Annotated in this window: 16 protein-coding genes; 8 read left to right on the plus strand and 8 right to left on the minus strand. The window is 62.4% G+C overall.

What is annotated here, in order from left to right:
* Positions 1-4: 4 nt before the first annotated feature.
* On the minus strand, positions 5-2,590 hold the full coding sequence (ppc, locus tag NQ018_RS05225; RefSeq protein WP_257059125.1) for a phosphoenolpyruvate carboxylase: 2,586 nt from the start codon (positions 2,588-2,590) through the stop codon (positions 5-7).
* A gap of 213 nt (positions 2,591-2,803) precedes the next feature.
* Here ppc and NQ018_RS05230 point away from each other — a divergent pair, with 213 nt between their 5' ends.
* From NQ018_RS05230 to NQ018_RS05240, 3 genes are all read left to right on the plus strand, one after another.
* The gene (locus NQ018_RS05230; protein ID WP_257059127.1) at positions 2,804-4,120 is read left to right on the plus strand and encodes an O-acetylhomoserine/O-acetylserine sulfhydrylase; all 1,317 of its coding nucleotides are present in this window, start codon (positions 2,804-2,806) and stop codon (positions 4,118-4,120) included.
* A gap of 37 nt (positions 4,121-4,157) precedes the next feature.
* Positions 4,158-5,255 carry a homoserine O-acetyltransferase MetX gene (gene metX / locus NQ018_RS05235; RefSeq protein WP_257059129.1) on the plus strand — a complete coding sequence of 366 codons (1,098 nt, stop codon included), beginning with the start codon at positions 4,158-4,160 and terminating at the stop codon, positions 5,253-5,255.
* 269 nt (positions 5,256-5,524) lie between these two features.
* Positions 5,525-6,541 (plus strand): HNH endonuclease signature motif containing protein, encoded by a 1,017-nt coding sequence (locus NQ018_RS05240; protein WP_257059204.1) that lies wholly within the window; start codon positions 5,525-5,527, stop codon positions 6,539-6,541.
* Here the strand turns inward: NQ018_RS05240 and NQ018_RS05245 are convergent.
* Positions 6,475-6,807 (minus strand): DUF3017 domain-containing protein, encoded by a 333-nt coding sequence (locus tag NQ018_RS05245; protein WP_257059131.1) that lies wholly within the window; start codon positions 6,805-6,807, stop codon positions 6,475-6,477. The two genes, NQ018_RS05240 and NQ018_RS05245, sit on opposite strands and share 67 nt — an antisense overlap.
* On the minus strand, positions 6,776-7,624 hold the full coding sequence (locus tag NQ018_RS05250) for a bifunctional methylenetetrahydrofolate dehydrogenase/methenyltetrahydrofolate cyclohydrolase (RefSeq protein ID WP_257037845.1): 849 nt from the start codon (positions 7,622-7,624) through the stop codon (positions 6,776-6,778). The genes NQ018_RS05245 and NQ018_RS05250 overlap by 32 nt, the downstream gene beginning before the upstream one ends.
* Before the next feature lie 53 nt (positions 7,625-7,677).
* On the opposite strand from NQ018_RS05250, the gene NQ018_RS05255 reads away from it, so the two are divergent.
* On the plus strand, positions 7,678-8,145 hold the full coding sequence (locus NQ018_RS05255; protein ID WP_257037846.1) for a tRNA (cytidine(34)-2'-O)-methyltransferase: 468 nt from the start codon (positions 7,678-7,680) through the stop codon (positions 8,143-8,145).
* Here the strand turns inward: NQ018_RS05255 and NQ018_RS05260 are convergent.
* From NQ018_RS05260 to NQ018_RS05270, 3 genes are read right to left on the minus strand one after another with little or no spacing between them, the layout of a single operon-like run.
* Positions 8,030-9,310, minus strand: coding sequence for a PH domain-containing protein (locus tag NQ018_RS05260; protein WP_257059133.1), 1,281 nt, complete (start codon positions 9,308-9,310; stop codon positions 8,030-8,032). The genes NQ018_RS05255 and NQ018_RS05260 overlap by 116 nt on opposite strands.
* Entirely contained in the window at positions 9,307-9,726 is a 420-nt protein-coding gene (locus NQ018_RS05265) for a PH domain-containing protein (protein WP_257059134.1), read from the minus strand. Before NQ018_RS05265 ends, NQ018_RS05260 begins: the two co-directional genes overlap by 4 nt.
* A 51-nt stretch (positions 9,727-9,777) precedes the next feature.
* Positions 9,778-12,849 carry an error-prone DNA polymerase gene (locus tag NQ018_RS05270; RefSeq protein ID WP_257059137.1) on the minus strand — a complete coding sequence of 1,024 codons (3,072 nt, stop codon included), beginning with the start codon at positions 12,847-12,849 and terminating at the stop codon, positions 9,778-9,780.
* Between the two features lie 405 nt (positions 12,850-13,254).
* Between NQ018_RS05270 and NQ018_RS05275 the strand changes: the two genes are divergently transcribed.
* The 3 genes from NQ018_RS05275 to NQ018_RS05285 all read left to right on the plus strand — a co-directional run bounded on the left by NQ018_RS05275 (position 13,255) and on the right by NQ018_RS05285 (position 15,935).
* Entirely contained in the window at positions 13,255-14,148 is an 894-nt protein-coding gene (locus tag NQ018_RS05275; protein ID WP_257037850.1) for a MetQ/NlpA family ABC transporter substrate-binding protein, read from the plus strand.
* Positions 14,149-14,244: 96 nt separating this feature from the next.
* Entirely contained in the window at positions 14,245-15,264 is a 1,020-nt protein-coding gene (locus NQ018_RS05280) for a methionine ABC transporter ATP-binding protein (protein WP_257059140.1), read from the plus strand.
* Entirely contained in the window at positions 15,261-15,935 is a 675-nt protein-coding gene (locus NQ018_RS05285; protein WP_257037852.1) for a methionine ABC transporter permease, read from the plus strand. Before NQ018_RS05280 ends, NQ018_RS05285 begins: the two co-directional genes overlap by 4 nt.
* Before the next feature lie 5 nt (positions 15,936-15,940).
* Here NQ018_RS05285 and NQ018_RS05290 read toward each other — a convergent pair whose 3' ends face one another.
* Entirely contained in the window at positions 15,941-16,753 is an 813-nt protein-coding gene (locus NQ018_RS05290; RefSeq protein ID WP_257059143.1) for a ferredoxin family protein, read from the minus strand.
* Positions 16,754-16,849: 96 nt separating this feature from the next.
* On the opposite strand from NQ018_RS05290, the gene NQ018_RS05295 reads away from it, so the two are divergent.
* Positions 16,850-17,431 carry an AMIN-like domain-containing (lipo)protein gene (locus tag NQ018_RS05295; protein ID WP_257059146.1) on the plus strand — a complete coding sequence of 194 codons (582 nt, stop codon included), beginning with the start codon at positions 16,850-16,852 and terminating at the stop codon, positions 17,429-17,431.
* Between the two features lie 18 nt (positions 17,432-17,449).
* Here the strand turns inward: NQ018_RS05295 and NQ018_RS05300 are convergent, their stop codons facing one another.
* Complete coding sequence (locus tag NQ018_RS05300; RefSeq protein ID WP_257059148.1) at positions 17,450-18,934, minus strand: Y-family DNA polymerase; 1,485 nt, start codon at positions 18,932-18,934, stop codon at positions 17,450-17,452.
* Position 18,935 lies beyond the last annotated feature (1 nt).

Consider the following 18,935-nt stretch of genomic DNA (forward strand, 5'->3'; position numbering starts at 1 on the left):
TTTGCTATCCAGAGTTCCTGAGCGCCGTCGCGAGCCCGTTCATCGTGACCTGGATGGTCTTGGACACCAAGAACGAATCGTCGCCGGCGCGGTACCGTCGGAGCAACTCGAGCTGCACCGCGTTCAGCGGCAGCAGGTAGGGATAGCGCCGCTTCAGCGACCTCGCCTGCCGCAGATTCTCCGAAACCAGGTCGCGGTTCCCAGTGATCCGCAGGTAGGCGGCACGGGTGAGGTTGTACTCTTCAACGATCATCTCGTAAATGCGGTCTGCGATTTCTTGATCGCCCACCAAGTCCGCGTAGAGGCGGGCCAAGGAGATCTCTGCTTTCGCCATCACCTGCGCCATATTTGAGAGCACCGAATTAAAAAACGGCCAGTTGTGATAGAGATCGGACAATTCAGACCACCGCGCGTCGTCGTCGCCCGCCCAACTTGCGACCGCCGAGCCCACGCCGAACCAACCTGGCACATTGCTTCGGGATTGCGACCACGACAGCACCCACGGAATCGCGCGAAGATCCGAGATCGCGGTGGTTTGCTTCCTCGCCGCGGGCCTCGAGCCGAGATTCAGATCCCCAATCTCGTGCAGCGGCGTTGACTCCGTGAAGAACTGGATGAACCCTGGGTCTTGGGTGAGCCGTTTGTACGCGCGCCCCGAAAGATCGGACAGCTCGGCCATCACAGCATAGGCCCGGTCATTCGCGGGCTCATGATTCAGCAACGACGCCTCCAGCGCTCCAGACACGAAGGCTTCGAGGTGTCGACGCGCGGTATCGGGCGCACCGTACTTCGCAGAGATCACTTCACCTTGTTCAGTGATGCGCACCGACCCCGTGACGGCGCCTTGGGGCTGGGCGAGGATGGCGTCGTACGTCGGGCCGCCGCCGCGACCCACTGCCCCGCCGCGACCGTGCGCGAGGCGCAATTCGATGCCGTGACGCTCGAAGAGCTCAACAAATTTCCGCTCGGCATCATAAATTGCCCAGTTGGCAGCCAGGTACCCGCCGTCCTTGTTGGAATCGGAATATCCGAGCATCACTTCTTGCACGTCCCCGCGCCGACGCAGATGCTCGCGATACACCGGCACCTCCCACAGCGCCTCGAGGATGCCCGCGCCGACGCTGAGGTCGTCGATGGTCTCGAAAAGCGGCACAATGTCCAGATTGTCCAGGCCAACTTCCTTCAGCAGCACCATCGGCTCGAGAATGTCCGAGACCGCACCGGTCATCGAAACGATGCAATGCGAGATCATGTCCTCCCCGTAAGCGCGCACCGACGCAGCCGCCGCGCGGAAAATTCCGAGTTCTTTCTCCGTGACCTCGTCGAAGACTTTCACACCCGGAAACAGCAATGGGCGCGGGGTCTGCAATTCCTCGGTGAGCAACGCGATCTTTTCCGCTTCGTCGAGGCTCGCGTAGTCGTCGACGCGGCCTGCAATGCGGAACACCTCCGTGAGGACGTGCTCGAAGGTGTCGGAGTTTTGACGCAGGTCCAAGGTATAGAGATGGAAGCCAAACGTGGTGACGGCCGAGCGAATGTGGGCGAGCCGATCGTCAGCAATGATCGCGCCGCCGTAAGCGCGCAACGAACTGTCGATGATGTCGAGGTCGCGCAGCAGGTCCCGCGGCGAAGCGTATCCCGAGCGGAGTTTCTCGCGGATGCCGTAGATAGCGCGTCGGTAGGGCTCGTCGACGCGGGACTCCCAATTGTTGTTGGCGGCATCCGCGAGGGCGAGCAATTCCTGTGAGCACGCGGAGTAGCGGTCAGAGAGTGAAAGCTCGCGTTCGAGTTCGGCGAGTTGTTCGTCGTAGTATTCGCGGATCGTCTCGGCTGCGCGCTGGGTGGCGTAGCTGAGGGTCTCGGCGTTGACATAGGGGTTTCCGTCGTGATCGCCGCCGATCCAGGACCCCATGCGCACGACAGCGGCGTCGCCGAGCTCGATGCCGAAGGTGTCCCGCATGTTCGCTTGGATCGCGCGATTGAGCGCCGGCACTTGCTCAAGCAGTGAGAGTTTGTAGTAGCGCAGTCCGACGTCGATTTCGTCTTCCAGTGTGGGGCGGGCGATTCGGATGAGCGCGGTTTGCCAGAGCAACGTCATGCGCAGGAGCAGTTCACGCTCGATGGTGTCGTCGAGGCCGCGGAGATGAATTTGTTGGAGCAATGCTTTGATCCGCAGTTGGGTGTCGAACACTGTGCGGCGGCGCGTTTCCGTCGGATGCGCGGTGAGCACGGGCGCAACGTGGGCGTCGCGAATCATTTGGGCCCGCGTCGACGGGACTTGCTGAAGTTTTGCGAAAGTTCGCTCCAGCGACACCGCGGCTGGCTGCGACTCGTCGTCGAGGTCTTCCACAAGGTTGGTGAGGAGCGCGAAGTAACTGAATGAACGCGCCACTAAGTTTGCCTTACTCACGTCCATGTCCCGGAAAATTGCCAGGAGGTCGTCGGGGCGCGCTTCGCCGCGCGCTACCGCGAAGGCCGTCACGCGTGTGGATTCGACGAGCTCAAAAATTTCCTGGCCTTCTTGCTGGGCGATGACCTGGCCCAGGATCCTGCCGAGGAGTCGGATGTCTTCGCGGACGCGATCAGTCACTTGGCATTCCTTCCATGTTCGACCCTATGTATTCGGGGCAGATTCATAGTATCCGCTTTCCGACGCGCGCAAGGCACACTTCATGAGATGGAATCCCGCGCCCGCGCTGCACCAGTTAAAGAAGGTTTTATTCATAAAAACTAGACCGAGCTGTTTACTTTTTTCGGACCGAGGCTTAAAGTCGAGGAATCCCACTAACGAAAAGGACTGAATATGACCACGAAGTACGACAATTCAAATTCCGCCGCCTGGAGCTTTGAAACCCGCTCCATCCACGCGGGCCAGCCTGTGGACTCTGACACCAGCTCCCGCAACCTCCCTATCTACCTCACGAGCTCCTTCGTCTTCGACTCCGCTGAGCACGCCTCCAAGCGCTTCGATCTTTCCGACGCCGGCCCGGTGTACTCCCGCATCACCAACCCAACGGTCGGAGCCGTGGAAGAGCGCGTGAACTCCCTCGAGGGAGGCGTCCACGCGGTCCTGTTTGCCTCCGGTCAAGCTGCGGAGACCGCGGCGATCCTCAACCTCGCGCGCTCGGGCTCCCACATCGTCGCGTCACCACGCCTGTACGGCGGCACCGAGACGCTGCTGAAGGTGACGTTGGCCCGCCTCGGCATCGAGACCACATTCGTGGAGAATCCCGACGACCCCGCTTCCTGGGCAGCCGCAGTGCAAGACAACACTGTGGCGTTCTACGCCGAAACCTTCGCGAACCCACAGGCAGACGTCTTGGACATTCCAGCCGTCGCCGAGGTTGCACACGCGAACCAGGTTCCTCTCATTGTGGACAACACCCTCGCAACCGCCGCTCTGGTCCGCCCACTGGAGCACGGCGCAGACATCGTGGTCGCGTCCCTTACCAAGTTCTACACCGGCAACGGCTCTGGCCTCGGCGGCGTTCTGGTTGACGGCGGCACCTTCGATTGGACTGTCAAGCGCAACGGCGAGCCTGTCTTCCCTGATTTCGTTACCCCTGATCCCGCGTACCACGGCCTCAAGTACGCCGACCTTGGCCCTGCTGCGTTCGGCCTGAAGGCTCGCGTCGGCTTGCTCCGCGACACCGGCGCAGCCCCTTCCCCTTTCAACGCCTGGGTGACCGCGCAGGGTCTGGATACGCTGTCTCTTCGTGTTGAGCGTCATAACGAGAACGCGGCCCGGGTCGCCGAGTTCTTGGAGAATCACCCAAAGGTGTCCAAGGTGAACTACGCGGGCCTGCCTTCTTCGCCGTGGTACGAGACGAAGCAGAAGCTCGGTCTAAAGTACACCGGTTCGGTGCTTTCCTTTGACATTGTGGGCGGCAAGGACGAGGCGTGGGCTTTCATCGATGCGCTCAAGCTGCACTCCAACTTGGCGAACGTCGGCGATGTCCGTTCCCTCGTTGTCCATCCCGCGACGACGACTCACTCGCAGTCCGACGAGGCTTCCCTCGCAGCGGCGGGCATCAACCAGGCAACGATCCGCCTTTCCGTGGGCATCGAAAATATTGAGGACATCCTCGCTGATCTGACTGCGGGCTTCGACGCGGTCTAACGTACAGTTTGTCCTAGTTAACGATTCAGGAGGCTCGATGCTCGTCACGAACGGCACCCCACAATCCGTATCTATTGGGGAATTCACCACTGAGGCCGGCGTGACCATCGATGCCTCCATCACCTACCAGGCGTGGGGCGATTTCCGGGGCAGCAACGTCATTCTCGTCGAGCACGCGCTCACGGGAGACTCGAATGCGGTCGAATGGTGGGGCGACGTCATCGGTCCCGGCAAGGCCCTCGACACCGACCACTTCTGCGTCGTCTGCACGAACGTTCTCGGCGGATGTAAAGGCAGCACGGGACCCAGCAGCTTGCGTTCCGACGGCACCGCTTGGGGCTCACGCTTCCCCGCTATCTCCATCCGTGACCAGGTCAACGCCGAGGCCGCACTCTTGGATGTGCTCGGAATTTCCCGCCTGCACGCCGTTGTCGGCGGGTCAATGGGCGGCGCGCGCACCCTCGAATGGACCCTCCTCTACCCAGCCCGCGTCGACGCGGCGTGTGTGATCGCGGTGTCGGCGCGGGCTAGTGCTTGGCAGATCGGTATTCAGACAGCCCAGATCAGCGCGATTGAGCGCGACCCGAATTGGCAGGGTGGGGACTATTACGACGCGGCTCCACCGACCGCGGGCCTCGCCGCCGCCCGTCGCATCGCACATTTGACGTACCGCGGCGAATTGGAGATCGACGAGCGTTTTGGCACCACGGCGCAGCGTGGTGAAAATCCTCTGGGGCCGTATCGAGACCCAAATCAGCGATTCGCAGTGCAAAGCTACCTGGACCACCAGGGCCTGAAGCTGACCGAACGCTTCGACGCGGGCTCCTACGTCGCCCTCACCGAGTCTTTGAACAGGCACGATATCGGCCGTGATCGCGGCGGACTCAACAAGGCTTTGGCCGCAATCCAGGTACCCACGATGATCGTGGGCGTAGACACCGACATCCTTTATCCGTACCACCAGCAGGAACACCTTTCGCGGAACGTCGGAAATTTGCTCGCCATGGCGAAGATCAGCTCCCCCGTTGGGCACGACGCTTTCCTTACCGAGTCGCGCCAAATGGATCGAATCTTGCGGCACTTCATTGAGCTCGCAGATGGCGTTCGCGACGCCGGCATCGAATACCATTTATAGCCGCCTAGCTGGCCTTTTACAGGCATAGCACCCTACCCCTTGCCCAACAGATTCCCCAACGCTATAATCGCAATCAACTCAAACAAACATTCGATTTTCGGGGGAATCCAATGTCTCTTGCAAATTTCTTGCACACCGACCACTCAAACCAACTCAGCGAATTTCAACGGCGGAAAAATCAGCTCGAAATCGAGCAATGGTACCGCTACAAACCTGACCCAGAAAAGGACTATCATACCCAAATTGCCGAGGTCAGCGCACTCACAAACATGAGCCGCGCGGAAGTAAAAAACCTGCTTAACGTGGGCATAATGCTCCGACAGCTCCCTAAATTTTTCCAGCTCCTCAGCACGCTTTGGCACGTCAGCATGAACCGACTTTCCGCGATAGAACGCCAAATCATGGCGCTTCAGGACCCGAGCCACATCGCCGCTTTGGACGAGTTTCTGGTTTCCTATTTCACGCCGCGCTACGCCGATCAATGCATCCCGCAACCGCCGACCATTACCAAACATTTGCGTGAATTCGTGCAAAAGCTCGATCCCGAAGCTGCCTCCACCCCACCGAAGCGCACTGGGCGAAAGGTGTCGTTCCGTCAGGGAAACGAAGGCATGGCACGCATGTCAGTCCAGCTTGACGACGGCGAAATGCAGGAGGTGTACAAGGCTCTCAGTGCCGCGGGAGATCCCACGTGCCCGGATACCTTCTTGGATTTCTTCCGCTCCAAGACCCGCTACAGGGTCAAGCACGTCACCTTCACACTCGGCGAGGCCCTCCATCTCCTGGGAGGCGGACGCATTGACGATCACAGCGACTTCTGGGCTAAGCAACCCACCAAAAACGTCAACTACAGCAGTTCAGCGAAGACCAGCAAGTATCAACCCACCCCGGAAATCCGCGCGACCGTCCAAGCGCTGGACGGCTCCTGCCGCTTCCCCGGCTGCACCACCCAAGCAACCGAATGCGACCTCGACCATGTTGTTGCCTTCGAACAAGGCGGAAGCACAAGCGTCGACAACCTCGCATGCCTCTGCCGCTTCCACCACAACATGAAATCCAGCCAACGGTTCCACTACGAAATGAACCCTAACCGAACAGCTACGTTCTACTTCCCCAACGGCGCAACGAAGACCTCCACCCCAGGTGGTCCGCTCGTCACCGATATCATGTTCGGTCAATCATGGGCAGAGCACCAGCGCCGGCGCCAAGACTACCGCCGTCAGGAACCCAAAGAGTCCACCGACGCAGACAAGAACACCATCAAGACGCCCACCGCAGCCGCATAACACATATCAAACAGCCGAGAGCGGACCGCAAGAACTCCCAAAATCTTAGAGTCACATGCCCAGCGGATAACTACGTACCAAAACATGCCAACTCCCAAGGCAAAAGTGGCACGCCGCCAGTGATCAGTCAACGCAAACAGTCCCGAGACCAACACAAGCGCCACGAAAGCAGCCACCCCCGCTATCTGAACCCCCCTCGGTAGCGGTGATGGCTTCAAACCACGATCATGTGGATTATCCAGCAAGCTCAGCACGCTCCACCACATTGCGCACCAAAAACGCTCGGGTCAGGGGGCCAACTCCTCCTGGATTCGGCGAAACGGCGCCCGCCACTTCCCACACGTCCGGATGCACGTCGCCAACCAACTTGCCGTCTACGCGCGATACTCCAACATCGAGCACCGCAGCACCAGGCTTGACCATATCCGCCGTCAACATGTGCCCGACGCCAGCAGCCGCGACGATCACGTCTGCTTCAATAGTCTCGGCCTTCAGGTCGCGAGTACCTGTGTGGCAAAGAGTCACGGTGGCATTCTCGCTTCGCCGCGTAAGCATCAACCCGATTGGACGACCCACTGTGACGCCGCGGCCGATAACCACGACTTTTTTCCCATCGAGTTCAACGCCGAAGCGACGCAGCAGATGGATTGCACCGTTCGGTGTGCACGGCAAAGGCGCGGGTTCGTTGAGTACAAGTTTGCCAAGGTTCACGGGATGCAAGCCGTCCGCATCTTTGTCTGGATTGATGCGTTCCAGCACTGCGTTTTCATCCAGATGCTTGGGAAGTGGGAGCTGCACGATGTAGCCCGTGCACTCGGGATCCTCGTTGAGCTCGTCGATCACGGCGAACAGCTCTTCTTGTGTGGTATCCGCTGGTAGATCCTTTCGAATCGACTTTACGCCTACCTGCTCACAGTCGCGGTGCTTCATTTTTACGTATGCCTGGCTGGCTGGGTCGTCACCAACTAGAACTGTGGCGAGACCAGGGGTGATACCCTTCTCCCGAAGTGCAGCCACGCGCTTGGCAAGGTCGTCGAAGATTTCGTCGCGGTAGAGATTTCCGTCAAGTTTTGTCGCAGTCACTCCACGATTATTGCACGATCTGGCTCTTACATCGTTGGCTTAAGATTGTTCATATGGCTTTTGCGCACGTGATTTTTGACCAGCCCGTGATTCCGCCAAATACGGGAAATGCAATTCGAATGTGTGCAGGCACGGGTGCGCATCTTCACCTCGCTGGACCGCTGGGGTTCAATTTGGAGGAAAAGAACCTTCGGCGAGCAGGCTTGGACTACCACGACCTCGCCGAGGTCTCCGTGCATGAAAACCTCGAGGCCTGCTTCGAAGCGCTGCCCGGGGCGCGGGTCTACGCGTTCAGTGCGCACGGCGACGTGAGTTACACAGACATCGAGTACCGCATGGGCGACGCACTGTTGTTTGGAACCGAGCCGACTGGGCTGGAGGATGCGGTGCTTTCGCATCCTCGCGTCACTGCAGTTGTTCGGATCCCGATGCTTGAGGGTCGTCGTTCGATGAATCTGTCCAACGCGGCGGCTGTTGCGACGTATGAGGCGTGGCGTCAGCTTGGGTTTCCTGGTGTATGAGTTCCACGTCGCGGCGTCGCAATGCACTGAGTAGCGCGACAGCGTCGTCAGCATCAAGATCTCGGGCGGTCATCTTGATTGGTCCCGGCACGAGGTCAAGCCGAAGGTTTCGCAGATGCAGTCGCCGTTGAATTGGCCCTTCGGTCAGGGATAGTTCTTGGATGTGCTTCGTCTTTACGGTCGCGCTTCGACGCATGAGTCGGCCAGAGAAGATGGTGATGTACTCCCCCACTTCCACGGCTTGGCGCCGATATGCGAGTGGAGAGACCCATTTTCCGCGTTCGGGCGTACGGTAGGCCGGGTTGGTGGAGTCGACAGGGAGGGGCGCGCCTAGACGTCGCGCTAGGGCGCTGGCCTCGTCGTAAGTGCAGACGGGGAGGATTGTGGAGGCGTCTTCGTAGCCGATTGCTGTGGCTCGGACGCGCCACCAGTTGAAGATTCGCCAGAGCGGGGGTTGTTCGAGCTGGATGGCGTGGATGCGGTCGATGGGGATGGACTGGCGGCGGCGGTTGGCGAGGCCGTAGGTGATGCGGATGGTATCGTCGATTTGGATACTGAACCGCCACGCGCGATCGAGCGCGCTCCATACCGCCGGCACGATACCGAGGGCTGCGGGGAGGAGGAGCGCCGGGTTCAGGATCGCGCCTGCAATCATCAACGCAACGCCCCAACCCTGGCTGAGCGCGATTGCGGTGAGGCTTCGAAGAATGGGCAGCTCGTGCTGTCGGTCGCTGTGCACGCCCGTGAGTTCGGCGCGGATGCGCTCCGCTTCGTGCTTGCGAAGGTAGGAAATGGTGAGCGTCGAGCCCGCGCCGCCCGCGGTTTCCACGCGCAGCTCCGCGAGGCCAAAGATCCTGGGAAGGAATGGCTCAACGACGTCCACCGCTTGGATCTTTTCGCGCCTGGCTGACGTGCGCTTCTTGTTAAACACGCCTTGGCGCAGGACGATTTCATCACCGATGTCGTACGTCGTTGCGCGCCACCAAATCCCCGAGACGGCCCAAATGATGAGGCAGGCCGCGACGAATCCTCCGAGCGTCCATGCGAGTACTAGTGGGTGTTCGCGGATGAGGTCGAAGTCGATTTGCACCACTGTTGCGATGACAATCGCGATAAATCCCTGCCAAAACTGCAGCAGCGGAGTGAGCCTGTGAACGCGATTCATAGCGCCTGCATTTTCTTCGCGCGCTCGGACAGACGCACTCGCAGGTCACGGGCCAGCTCACGCTCGAGCCCCGGGATGGTGGCGTCGCTCGAGGCGGACGCCGTGTGCAGCTTGATCTTCGCGAGGTCATAGCGCGCGTCGACGGGCCCCTCGAGGACTTCGATGTATTGAATGCGCCCATAGGGTACGACGGTGAGCGTCCGCCACAACTTTCCCTTTGCGATGAGCAGCTCGTCGCGGTCTTCTTGCCAGCGAATCCGACGCACTTGGAGCGGGTTGATCCATGCGGCAGCAACGCCCAGGGCCGCGACGACGCCGACGCCCCACCATACCCATGGGAAGAACGTCGCGGCGATGATGAGCGCGATGAGGACAGGAATGGTCAGTGCGCCAATCGTGATCCATCGCGTTGTCACCAGTTTCGGGCTCACACTGTGTTCGAGGTCTAATCGCTGCATGTCCCCACTTTAGCGAAAATCCCGAGACCCCCTGCTCAGGAGTTCAGCAAATGGCAACGGCTCGAATTTATCTGCGACCACCGCCGCCACCCCGTTCGCGTTCTGCACGATCCCGCGAACAATGACTGCACGTTCCGTGCGCGCCAACGCCTCGCGCCGCCACAGCCCAACGCTGACGACGACATTCATGAGGCCCGTCTCGTCTTCCATCCCCAAAAAAGTCACCCCGGAGGCCGTGGCGGGGCGTTGCCGGTGCGTGATCACGCCCGCGACGCGGATCCTAGCACCGTCGGGCTGCCCGAGGAGGTCGCAAGCGCGCGTCACGTCTAGGCGGTCCAGGCCCGCGCGCAGAAGCTCGATGGGATGCGTGTGGGTGATACCCGTAGCGGCGACGTCGGCAGCCATCATCTCGAACGCACTCATCCCCGGCAGCGCGGGCGGCGCGATCACGCTGATCCCCGGCAGCATGGAGGGCTTTTCGGTGGCGGCGACGCCTGCTTGCCACAGCGCTTGCCGACGCTCCCCCAGCGCCCCAGCGCGCGCCAACGCCTCGAGGTGGGTGACGGTGAGCTCGGCTCGGCGCGCGAGGTCGGCGATGTCGCGGAAGGGTTGCGCTTGGACGATCGCGTCGACGCGGGCTAAGCCGCGCACGGAATTGAGCCCCAGGCGGATGGCGCCGTCTTCGATGCTGGCTTCCGCCTGGGAGCGGTTGATGTCGACGGGAAGGACGGTGACGCCATGGCGGCGGGCGTCATGCAGCAACGACTCTGGGGAGTAGAAGCCCATCGGCTGCGCGCGGAGCAGCCCCACGCAAAACTGCGCCGGGTAGTAGTGCTTGAACCATGCGGAGAAGTAGACGATCGAGGCGAAGGACTGCGCGTGCGACTCCGGGAAGCCGTAGGCCGCGAACGCAGTGACTTTGTTCCACAGCGCGTCGGCGGTGCTCCCTTTGATGCCGTTGCGCGCGAGGCCCGCGTAGAAGCGCCCCTTCAGCTCTGCCATACGCTCCGGCGAACGCTTGGCGCCCATCGCGCGGCGAAGCTCGTCTGCCTCTCCCCCGCTAAAACCAGCGGCATCCACCGCCAAGTGCATGAGTTGTTCCTGGAAGAGTGGCACCCCGAGCGTCTTGGCGAGCGCGGCCTCTAGCAACGGGTGTTCATAGGTCACGGGTTCTTCGCCGTTTCGTCTCCGCAGGTAGGGGTGCACGGAGCCGCCTTGGATGGGGCCGGGGCGGATGAGCGCGACCTCAACCACGAGGTCGAAGAAGCACCGCGGCTTCAGCCTGGGCAGCGTGGCGAGCTGCGCGCGGGACTCCACTTGGAACACGCCCACGGCGTCGCCGCGGCAGAGCATGTCGTAGACGGCGGAGTCGTCGAGAGGGATTTCCCAAAGATTCACTTCCCGGCCCGTCTCCGCGACGAGGTCGATCATATGATGCAGCGCCTCAAGCATGCCAAGGCCCAACAGATCAAATTTCACCAGGCCCGCAGCCGCGCAGCCCTCCTTGTCCCACTGCACCACCGACCGATTCTCCATACGCGCCCACTCCACGGGCACCACGTCCGCGATCGCGCGGTCACAAATCACCATTCCGCCAGAATGGATCCCCAGGTGGCGCGGCTGGCCAATGAATTGCTCGGCGAGCGCCTCGACGCGCGCCGGCACCCCGCCTCGACGCGCCCATGCGTCAGCCACTCCCTGCGGGTAGCCGAGGGCACGCGCGGCGTCGCGGACCGCGCCTCGACGTCGGTAGGTGATGTAGTTCGCTACTTGCGCGGCGTTTTCCCGGCCGTACTTTGCGTAGACGTATTGGATCACTTCTTCGCGGCGCCCGGATTCGATGTCGATGTCAATGTCCGGCGGGCCATCGCGCTCCGGGGAGAGAAAACGCTCGAACAGCAAGCCCGCCGCAATCGGCTCGGCATTCGTGATGCCCAGGGTGTAACACACGGCGGAGTTCGCAGCCGACCCGCGCCCCTGCGCAAGAATGTTTTGGGCTTTGCAGAAATCCACAATGTCGCACACGATCAGGAAGTATCCCGGGAAGCCGAGCTGCTCGATCACTGCGAGCTCATGTGCAATCTGCGTTCGGGCCGCGTCCGCGCGTTCCGACGCTCCGTAGCGCGCGTCGAAGCGAGACTCGACCAGCGCGCGGAGGTGGGCTTGCTCATCGACGGCCACGCCGTCGACGGTCCAGTGCGGTAGTCCGGGCGCGATGAGGTGGAGGGGGAAGGAACACTCTGCAGCGATATCCAGCGCGGTGTCGAGCTGTTCGCGGGGCGCCGGTGGGATGCGTAGCCAGGTGGATCCTGCTGGGTGGAGGCGGTAGCGCGCCTCGTCGAGGGATTCTCGTTGGTGGAGGGCATGCTTCGCCGCGGCAAGGCGGGAGTCGCGCGGGGTTGCCGCGCTGGGACGCGAGGTGGCGATGCGCCGCCCTGGGTATGAATCGAGGGTGCGGTGGTTGTCGGCATCCTCGGGTGTCATTGTGTAGACGTATTCGAGGATTACGTTGTCACCAAAGCAGGCCAGTTCGCTTGGTTCCCAGGTGTGGTCAGCGAGGATGTACCAGTGCCCGTCAGCATGCCTGGCGATCTCTGGCAGCGGAGGGTACTCGGTGGTGTCTTTATCACCTCGCATCCTTGCGGCAGAGATGAGCCGAGACAGCCTCCGGTAGCCTTCCGGGTTCTTGCAGAGCACCGAAAGCACGCGGTGGTCAATGGTGAGTTCCGCGCCGAACACCGTTGCCAATTCCCGGCTTGCCGCGGCCTCAGCAAAGGCCATTGCGCCGTATAGGCCATCCCTATCGAGCAATGCCAAAGCTTCGATTCCGCGTTCGATTGCAGCAGCTACCATTGCGTCCGGTTCACTCGCCCCCAACAAAAAGTTGTAGGAACCGCGCGCATGCAGCTCGGCAAACCCACTCCGCGGCGCTACCGGCACATTTCCGCCAGAACCCTCATCAGAAACCACATGTAGAACTGGTTTCAACTCAGGGGTTGGCTTGCCGGAGAGGATGCGCTCAAGCCGGGACCAACTCAGCGGCTTACCATTGAAGCCGCTGATCCCACTACTCCATTTCACAGGTCGTCACAATACTCCCGGCACCCCCCTTTCTCCAAACACATGTTCTAGATTAGCCACAACACGAGAAGGCGTCAAGATAGACCAAGCTGTACATTTTCTGGCCATGTGTGTAGTATTTCCCAACATAAACTGAACAGCTTGGTTCATTTTGGACCTAAATGGCCACCTCAGAGGCACCACGGGCATACATAAAGCGCGCATACAGCACGCACAAAACACGCAAAAGCAAGCGCGCAAACCCCACCCGCCTCCGACGTTGCCCTTTGGTTCACAATGCACGAAGCAACCCCGAGGAGCCCTGCTCACGCCGCCCCGCGCCTGCCTACGTCGGCAATGCGACTCCACAGCAAGCGCGCAGCACGAGCCCGGCGCCAAGGGATTGACACAACAAAAGGAAGACTCATGAACATTCGCAAGACCCTCGTGGCCGCAACTGCACTGGTTGCAGCTACTTCGCTCGTCGCTTGCTCCAGCAACTCCAGCGACTCCACCGGCGAGACCGCTGCGTCCGGCGAGAACACCACCATCCGCATCGGAACCACCGACGCCACCCAAAAGTCCTGGGCCGTACTGGAGGACCTGGCCGCAGAGAACGGCATCACCCTCGACGTGGTGAACTACTCCGACTACAACACCCCAAACGAGGCACTTGACCAGGGCCAGCTCGACGTCAACCTCTTCCAGCACCTGAAGTTCCTCGCCGCCTACAACGTGGGCAAGGACGCCACCCTCACCCCCGTTGGGGCAACCCAGATCGTGCCACTCGCACTCTTCTGGAAGGACCACACCTCCCTCGACGGCATTGAGGGCGAATCCATCGTGATCCCGAACGACGACTCCAACCAGGGCCGCGCCATCAACGTCCTCGTGCAGGCGGGCCTGGTGACCCTCAAGGAGGAAGGCCTCGTCACCCCAACGCCAGCGGACATCGATGAGGCCGCCTCGAAGGTGACCATTACGCCAGTCGACGCGGCCCAGACCACCGTGGCATACGGCGAAGGCCGCCCCGCGATCATCAACAACTCCTTCCTGGATCGCGCAGGCATCGACCCCAACCTGGCCGTCTTCCAGGACGACCCGGCTTCCGCTGAGGCTGAGCCTTACATCAACGCGTTCGTCACCACCGCCGACCGCGCCAACGACCCAACCATCCTCAAGCTCGCCGAGCTGTGGCACGACCCAGCCGTGCTCGCCGCCGTGGACGAGGACTCCAAGGGCACCGCAATCCCTGTGACCCGCACCCAAGACGAGCTCAAGGCCATCCTGGCCCGCCTCGAAGAGGACGCCCGCAGCTAACCCTCCCGCATACGCCAGCGCCCCGTCGAACGATGGGGCGTTTCGCGCGAAATCCACACGTTGACATAGTTCACGTTGACATAGTTAAGGAACACCATGAGCGGAACTCGTATTGAGTTTGAGGGCATCTCCAAGGTCTTCACTTCCGGCAAACGCACCATTCAGGCGCTTGAAGACGTCACCCTCACGGTTGAGCCAGGTGAGATCCTCGGCGTCATCGGCTACTCCGGTGCCGGTAAGTCCACACTGGTTCGCCTCATCAACGGCCTCGACACGCCCACCAGCGGCCACCTGCGCCTCGACGGCGTGGACATCGTCGGCATGCCTGAGTCCGGCCTTCGCCAAATCCGCAAGGGCATCGGCATGATCTTCCAGCAGTTCAACCTCTTCAACTCCCGCACCGCCGCCGGTAACATCGCATACCCGCTCAAGCTCGCGGGTATGCCAAAGCCGGAGCGCGAGCGCCGCGTGCAGGAATTGCTGGAGTTCGTTGGACTCGGCGACCGCGGCCGCAACTACCCCGAACAGCTCTCCGGCGGCCAGAAGCAGCGAGTGGGCATTGCACGCGCGCTCGCAAACAACCCCGCGCTGCTGCTTGCCGACGAAGCCACCTCGGCCCTGGACCCCGAAACCACCCACGACGTGCTAGAACTTCTACGCAAAGTGAACCGCGAGTTCGGCATCACCATCGTGGTGATCACCCACGAGATGGAAGTGGTGCGCTCCATCGCGGACAAGGTCGCCGTGATGGAAAACGGCCGCGTGGTGGAGTACGGCTCCACCTACGAGGTCTTCTCCAACCCGCGCACCGGCGTGGCCAAGCGATTCGTGGCCACCGCGCTGCGCAACACGCCCGACGCCATCGAGTCCGAGGATCTCCTCGCCCACGAGGGCCGCCTGTTCACCATCACGCTGTCCGAGTCCTCCGACTTCTTCACCGCCGCAGCGAACGCCAAGGCAGCCGGGGCCTCCATCAACATCGTGCACGGCGGCGTGACGACGCTGCAACGGCACTCTTTCGGCAAGATCACAGTGCGTCTCCAGGGTCCAGACCAGGCCATTGACGACTTCTTTGCCCACCTCAACGGCACCACCGACATCAAGGAGATCCGATGACAACCACGCTGGCAGCCGACTGGGGGCGCCTCGGCCCCACCTTCACCACCGCCATCCTGGACACCCTCATCATGGTGTCCGTCACCTTGGCAGTAGGCGGCCTCCTGGGCTTGGGCCTCGGTGTGCTTCTCTACACCACGCGCGCCCAAGGCATCCTGCGCAACGGGCCGGTGTATAACCTCATCAACCTTGTGGTGAACTTCATCCGCCCGATCCCGTTCATCATCATGATCTCCGCTTTCGGCCCGCTCACCCTCCTGGTCGTGGGAACGACGATCGGCAGGAACGCGGCGATCTTCGTGATGATCATCGCCGCCACTGTCGCCGTGTCACGCATCGTGGAGCAAAACCTCGTGGCCATCGACCCCGGCGTCATCGAGGCCGCGCGCTCCATGGGCGCGAGCCCGTGGCGAATCATCACCACAGTGATCATCCCCGAAGCGTTGGGTCCGCTGGTGCTGGGCTACACCTTTATCTTCATCGCGATCGTGGACATGTCTGCGATGGCGGGCTACATCGGTGGCGGCGGTCTCGGCGACTTCGCCATCGTCTACGGCTACCGCGCCTACGACTGGCAAGTCACGTTCGTTGCCACCGCCGTGATCATCCTGATCGTCCAGGTTGCCCAACTGTTCGGCAACTGGCTGTCCAAAAAGATCATGCGTCGCTAGTGACGCTAGGGACGAATCTTCGCGACCCACACCTTCCCTGGCTTCGACGCGGCGCCACAGGAGGCCACCACATCCATGGTTTCCTGGCGCGCGTCGATGTGCCACACCCGCCCGTCTCTGTGCCGCACTTCGGTGCCGTGCACGCTGAGGTCGCCGAAGCGCGCCTGCCCCAACTCCCCCAGGACTGCGATTTCCGCTGCTTGGCCGGGGGCGTCGTAAAGGCCGCGTCCGCGTAACCCGGGGAGGAAAATCTCGCCGCGCTCCGCAAAGGTGTACGCCTGGAGCGCGGCTTCGGCGTTGAGGCGGCCGTAGACGTATCCGTGGGGGAAGATGACGATTGCCGGCGCGAATCGGTGGCCTTTGGTGTGGCTGGATTCCCAGACGTGCGCGCCGCGGGCGGCGAGGTCGGCGGCGATGGGGCGGCCTTTGATGGCGCAGCATTGGTCGCGCTTGGCATGCGTGCACACCAGCATGAGGGTGCTCACGGGTTCTGCGTCGTTGCGGCCGGGGCCGGTGAGGTCGAGGGTGAAAAGGTCGTCGAGGCTGGTGATGTGGAGGCGTTCGGCCACCCCCTCGGCACTGAACACCAGATAGACCGTGCGCGTATGACCGCGTTGGTGCCCTTCGCGGCCAGGGCGGCGGATGAGGGTGAGCCCGGGGAGAGCGCTGAGGCGTTCGGTGTCGGCGCCGAAGGTGTGGCCGTCCAGGATGTCGTGGCTCCAGGGGCCAGGGTGTTCGAGGAGAACGAAGGTGTCGCCGCGTTTCGCGGTGCCGGGGAGGGGCTCGTTGTTGTCTGAGCAGCGCGGGGCGAGGTTCATGGTTGCCTAGCGTACCTGTGGTGCGTCTATATCTCGGTTTCGCAACGATTCCCGCGCACCCGCCACCGCCGTTGTTACGCAAGTTACCCTTGGGGCATGAGTTACCGCCTCGTCTCCGCCCCATTTCTGGCCCCAGTTCTCGCCCCAATCCTGGCCATCGGCCTCGCCGCGTGCAGCGCCCCCGAACCTTCACTCGCCACGCTGTCCGCCACGAGCACGGCAACAACCTCCACAACCACCGCAACGACCACCACTCCCGTCGGGGACCTCGACCCGAAGGAATCCGCAGGCACCGCCGCTGAGCTGCAGGTCCAGGACGTCCGCGTGGGCACCCACGACGGCTACGACCGCATCGTCTTCGAGTTCTCCGGCACCGGCACCCCCGGCTGGTTCATCAACTACACCACCGAGCCCGCACAGCAAGGCAGCGGCTTCCCTGTGGAGTTTGAAGGCGGCACCGCGCTCGACATCCACCTCCGCGGCATCCTCATGCCCTTCGAAACCGGCGTGGACGTAGGCCCGCTTCGAAGCGACGGCGCAGGCGCGATCAACGCGGTGGAGTCCCACGGCATTTTTGAGGGGCAGGAGCAGTTCGTGGCGGGCATCGACAAACCTCGCCCCTACTCGGTAACACTGCTCGAAAACCCCACGCGGCTGGTCATTGACATCCAGCAGTGACATCCAGCAGTCCTAAATCTAATACTCCGCCTCCACACGCCACTGCCCCGCCCACACCAGCAGCCACGCGCGCGGACCGTCGCCTTCCCCAGTGACCTGTAGCCGCACGCAGGGTTCGCCGCCGCGCCACCACGCGTCGTCCACCGGCCACGGCCCCGCCCAGCCCGTGACCCTGTAGGCAGTGCGTCCGCGAAGCAGCGTCGTAGGCGCGGCGGTCAGGGCCGCGTCGGCAAGCCCAATGTCGGTGCCGTCGGCGGTGAGGAGACGTACTTTGGTTGCGGGGTGGCGTATCGACGCGGGCAGGGGCGCGCGGATGGCCCCAGCCCATGGCCGGGTGTCGGGTTGCGTGTGCTCACCGTAGGCCACGAATTGGATTCTTTCGGCGACGCCGCGACCGCCGGCCTCAAAGGGTTGCAGGACGGCGTCGGTACCGAGCGTGGATTGCACCTGAGCCACCGCCTGCTGGCCTTCGCCGCGGCTTCCCCACAGTTCCGTTGGGGGTGCGGGGGCGCATTGGGGTTCCAGGGTGAGTTCTTCGAGTTGCCCTTGACCGCCGGTGGTGAGCCAACCGTCAAGTTGCCAGCGCACGCGTTGCGCGGTGGCGTGTTCACTGAGTGGTTCGGTGGTGCGCCATGTGCGGCTGAGCTCGCGCTCGCCCACGTGAGCTTTGATGGTGAGCCTGCTGCACACCAGACCTGTGCGTGCGATGCGTTCGTGGAGCTGGGCGGCGAGTTGGCGCGCCACGAAGGCCGCTTCGTCGACACGTTGGATTGCTTCTTCGGGGCGGTAGGTGACGGTGAGCTCTGGTTGTGTGAGTTCCGGCGCGACGAGTCTGGTGTCGCGGGCCTGGGCGATGGCATGGCAGCGTGCGCCCGCAGCACCAAAGCGTGTGGCGATTGAGCGCGCGTCGAGGTCTGCGAGCGCACCGAGGGTATGTAGGCCGAGTTCCTCAAAGGCGTGCACGGTGTCTGGGTCGCAGGCCAGCGCGGGCTCGGCGAGCACCCCGATGGGCTGGCTACACAAGAAGGCCTGCGCACCTCCCGGCGGAACAACCTGGGTGGCGCGGGCGGCGATGATGGCGGTGGGGATGTCATCGGCGATGCCCGCAAAGCTGTCCAGGCCCGCGCGGGAGCTTGCATCCACGAGCATGCTCGCGGCCTTGTCCTCGCTGCCGTGGTAGTTGGCGGCGGCGCGCACGTCTACGGCAACGAGTCCTGGGCGGAGGATTTCCACGCTGGAGGCCACGTCGTCGAGGCCATCTGCGATGGTGGAAAACACCCGAGCGTCGCGTTCCTCATTGGCATCCACCAAGGTCAGCGGCGGGTAGATGGCCTGGGCTTGCCGCGCGCGCATGCCTCGACGAATCCCGTGGGAGCGCGCGGCGGCGTCACACACCACCACTCGGTGCTGGGCAACAACCGCCACCGCAGGTGAATCAAAGAGTTTTTCAAACCGTGCCGCCTGCACCGGCCAGTCCGGAAACCAAAGTGCAAGTGTGCGCACG

The sequence above is a fragment of the Corynebacterium kozikiae genome (assembly GCF_024580965.1).
Lineage (GTDB): Bacteria > Actinomycetota > Actinomycetes > Mycobacteriales > Mycobacteriaceae > Corynebacterium > Corynebacterium kozikiae.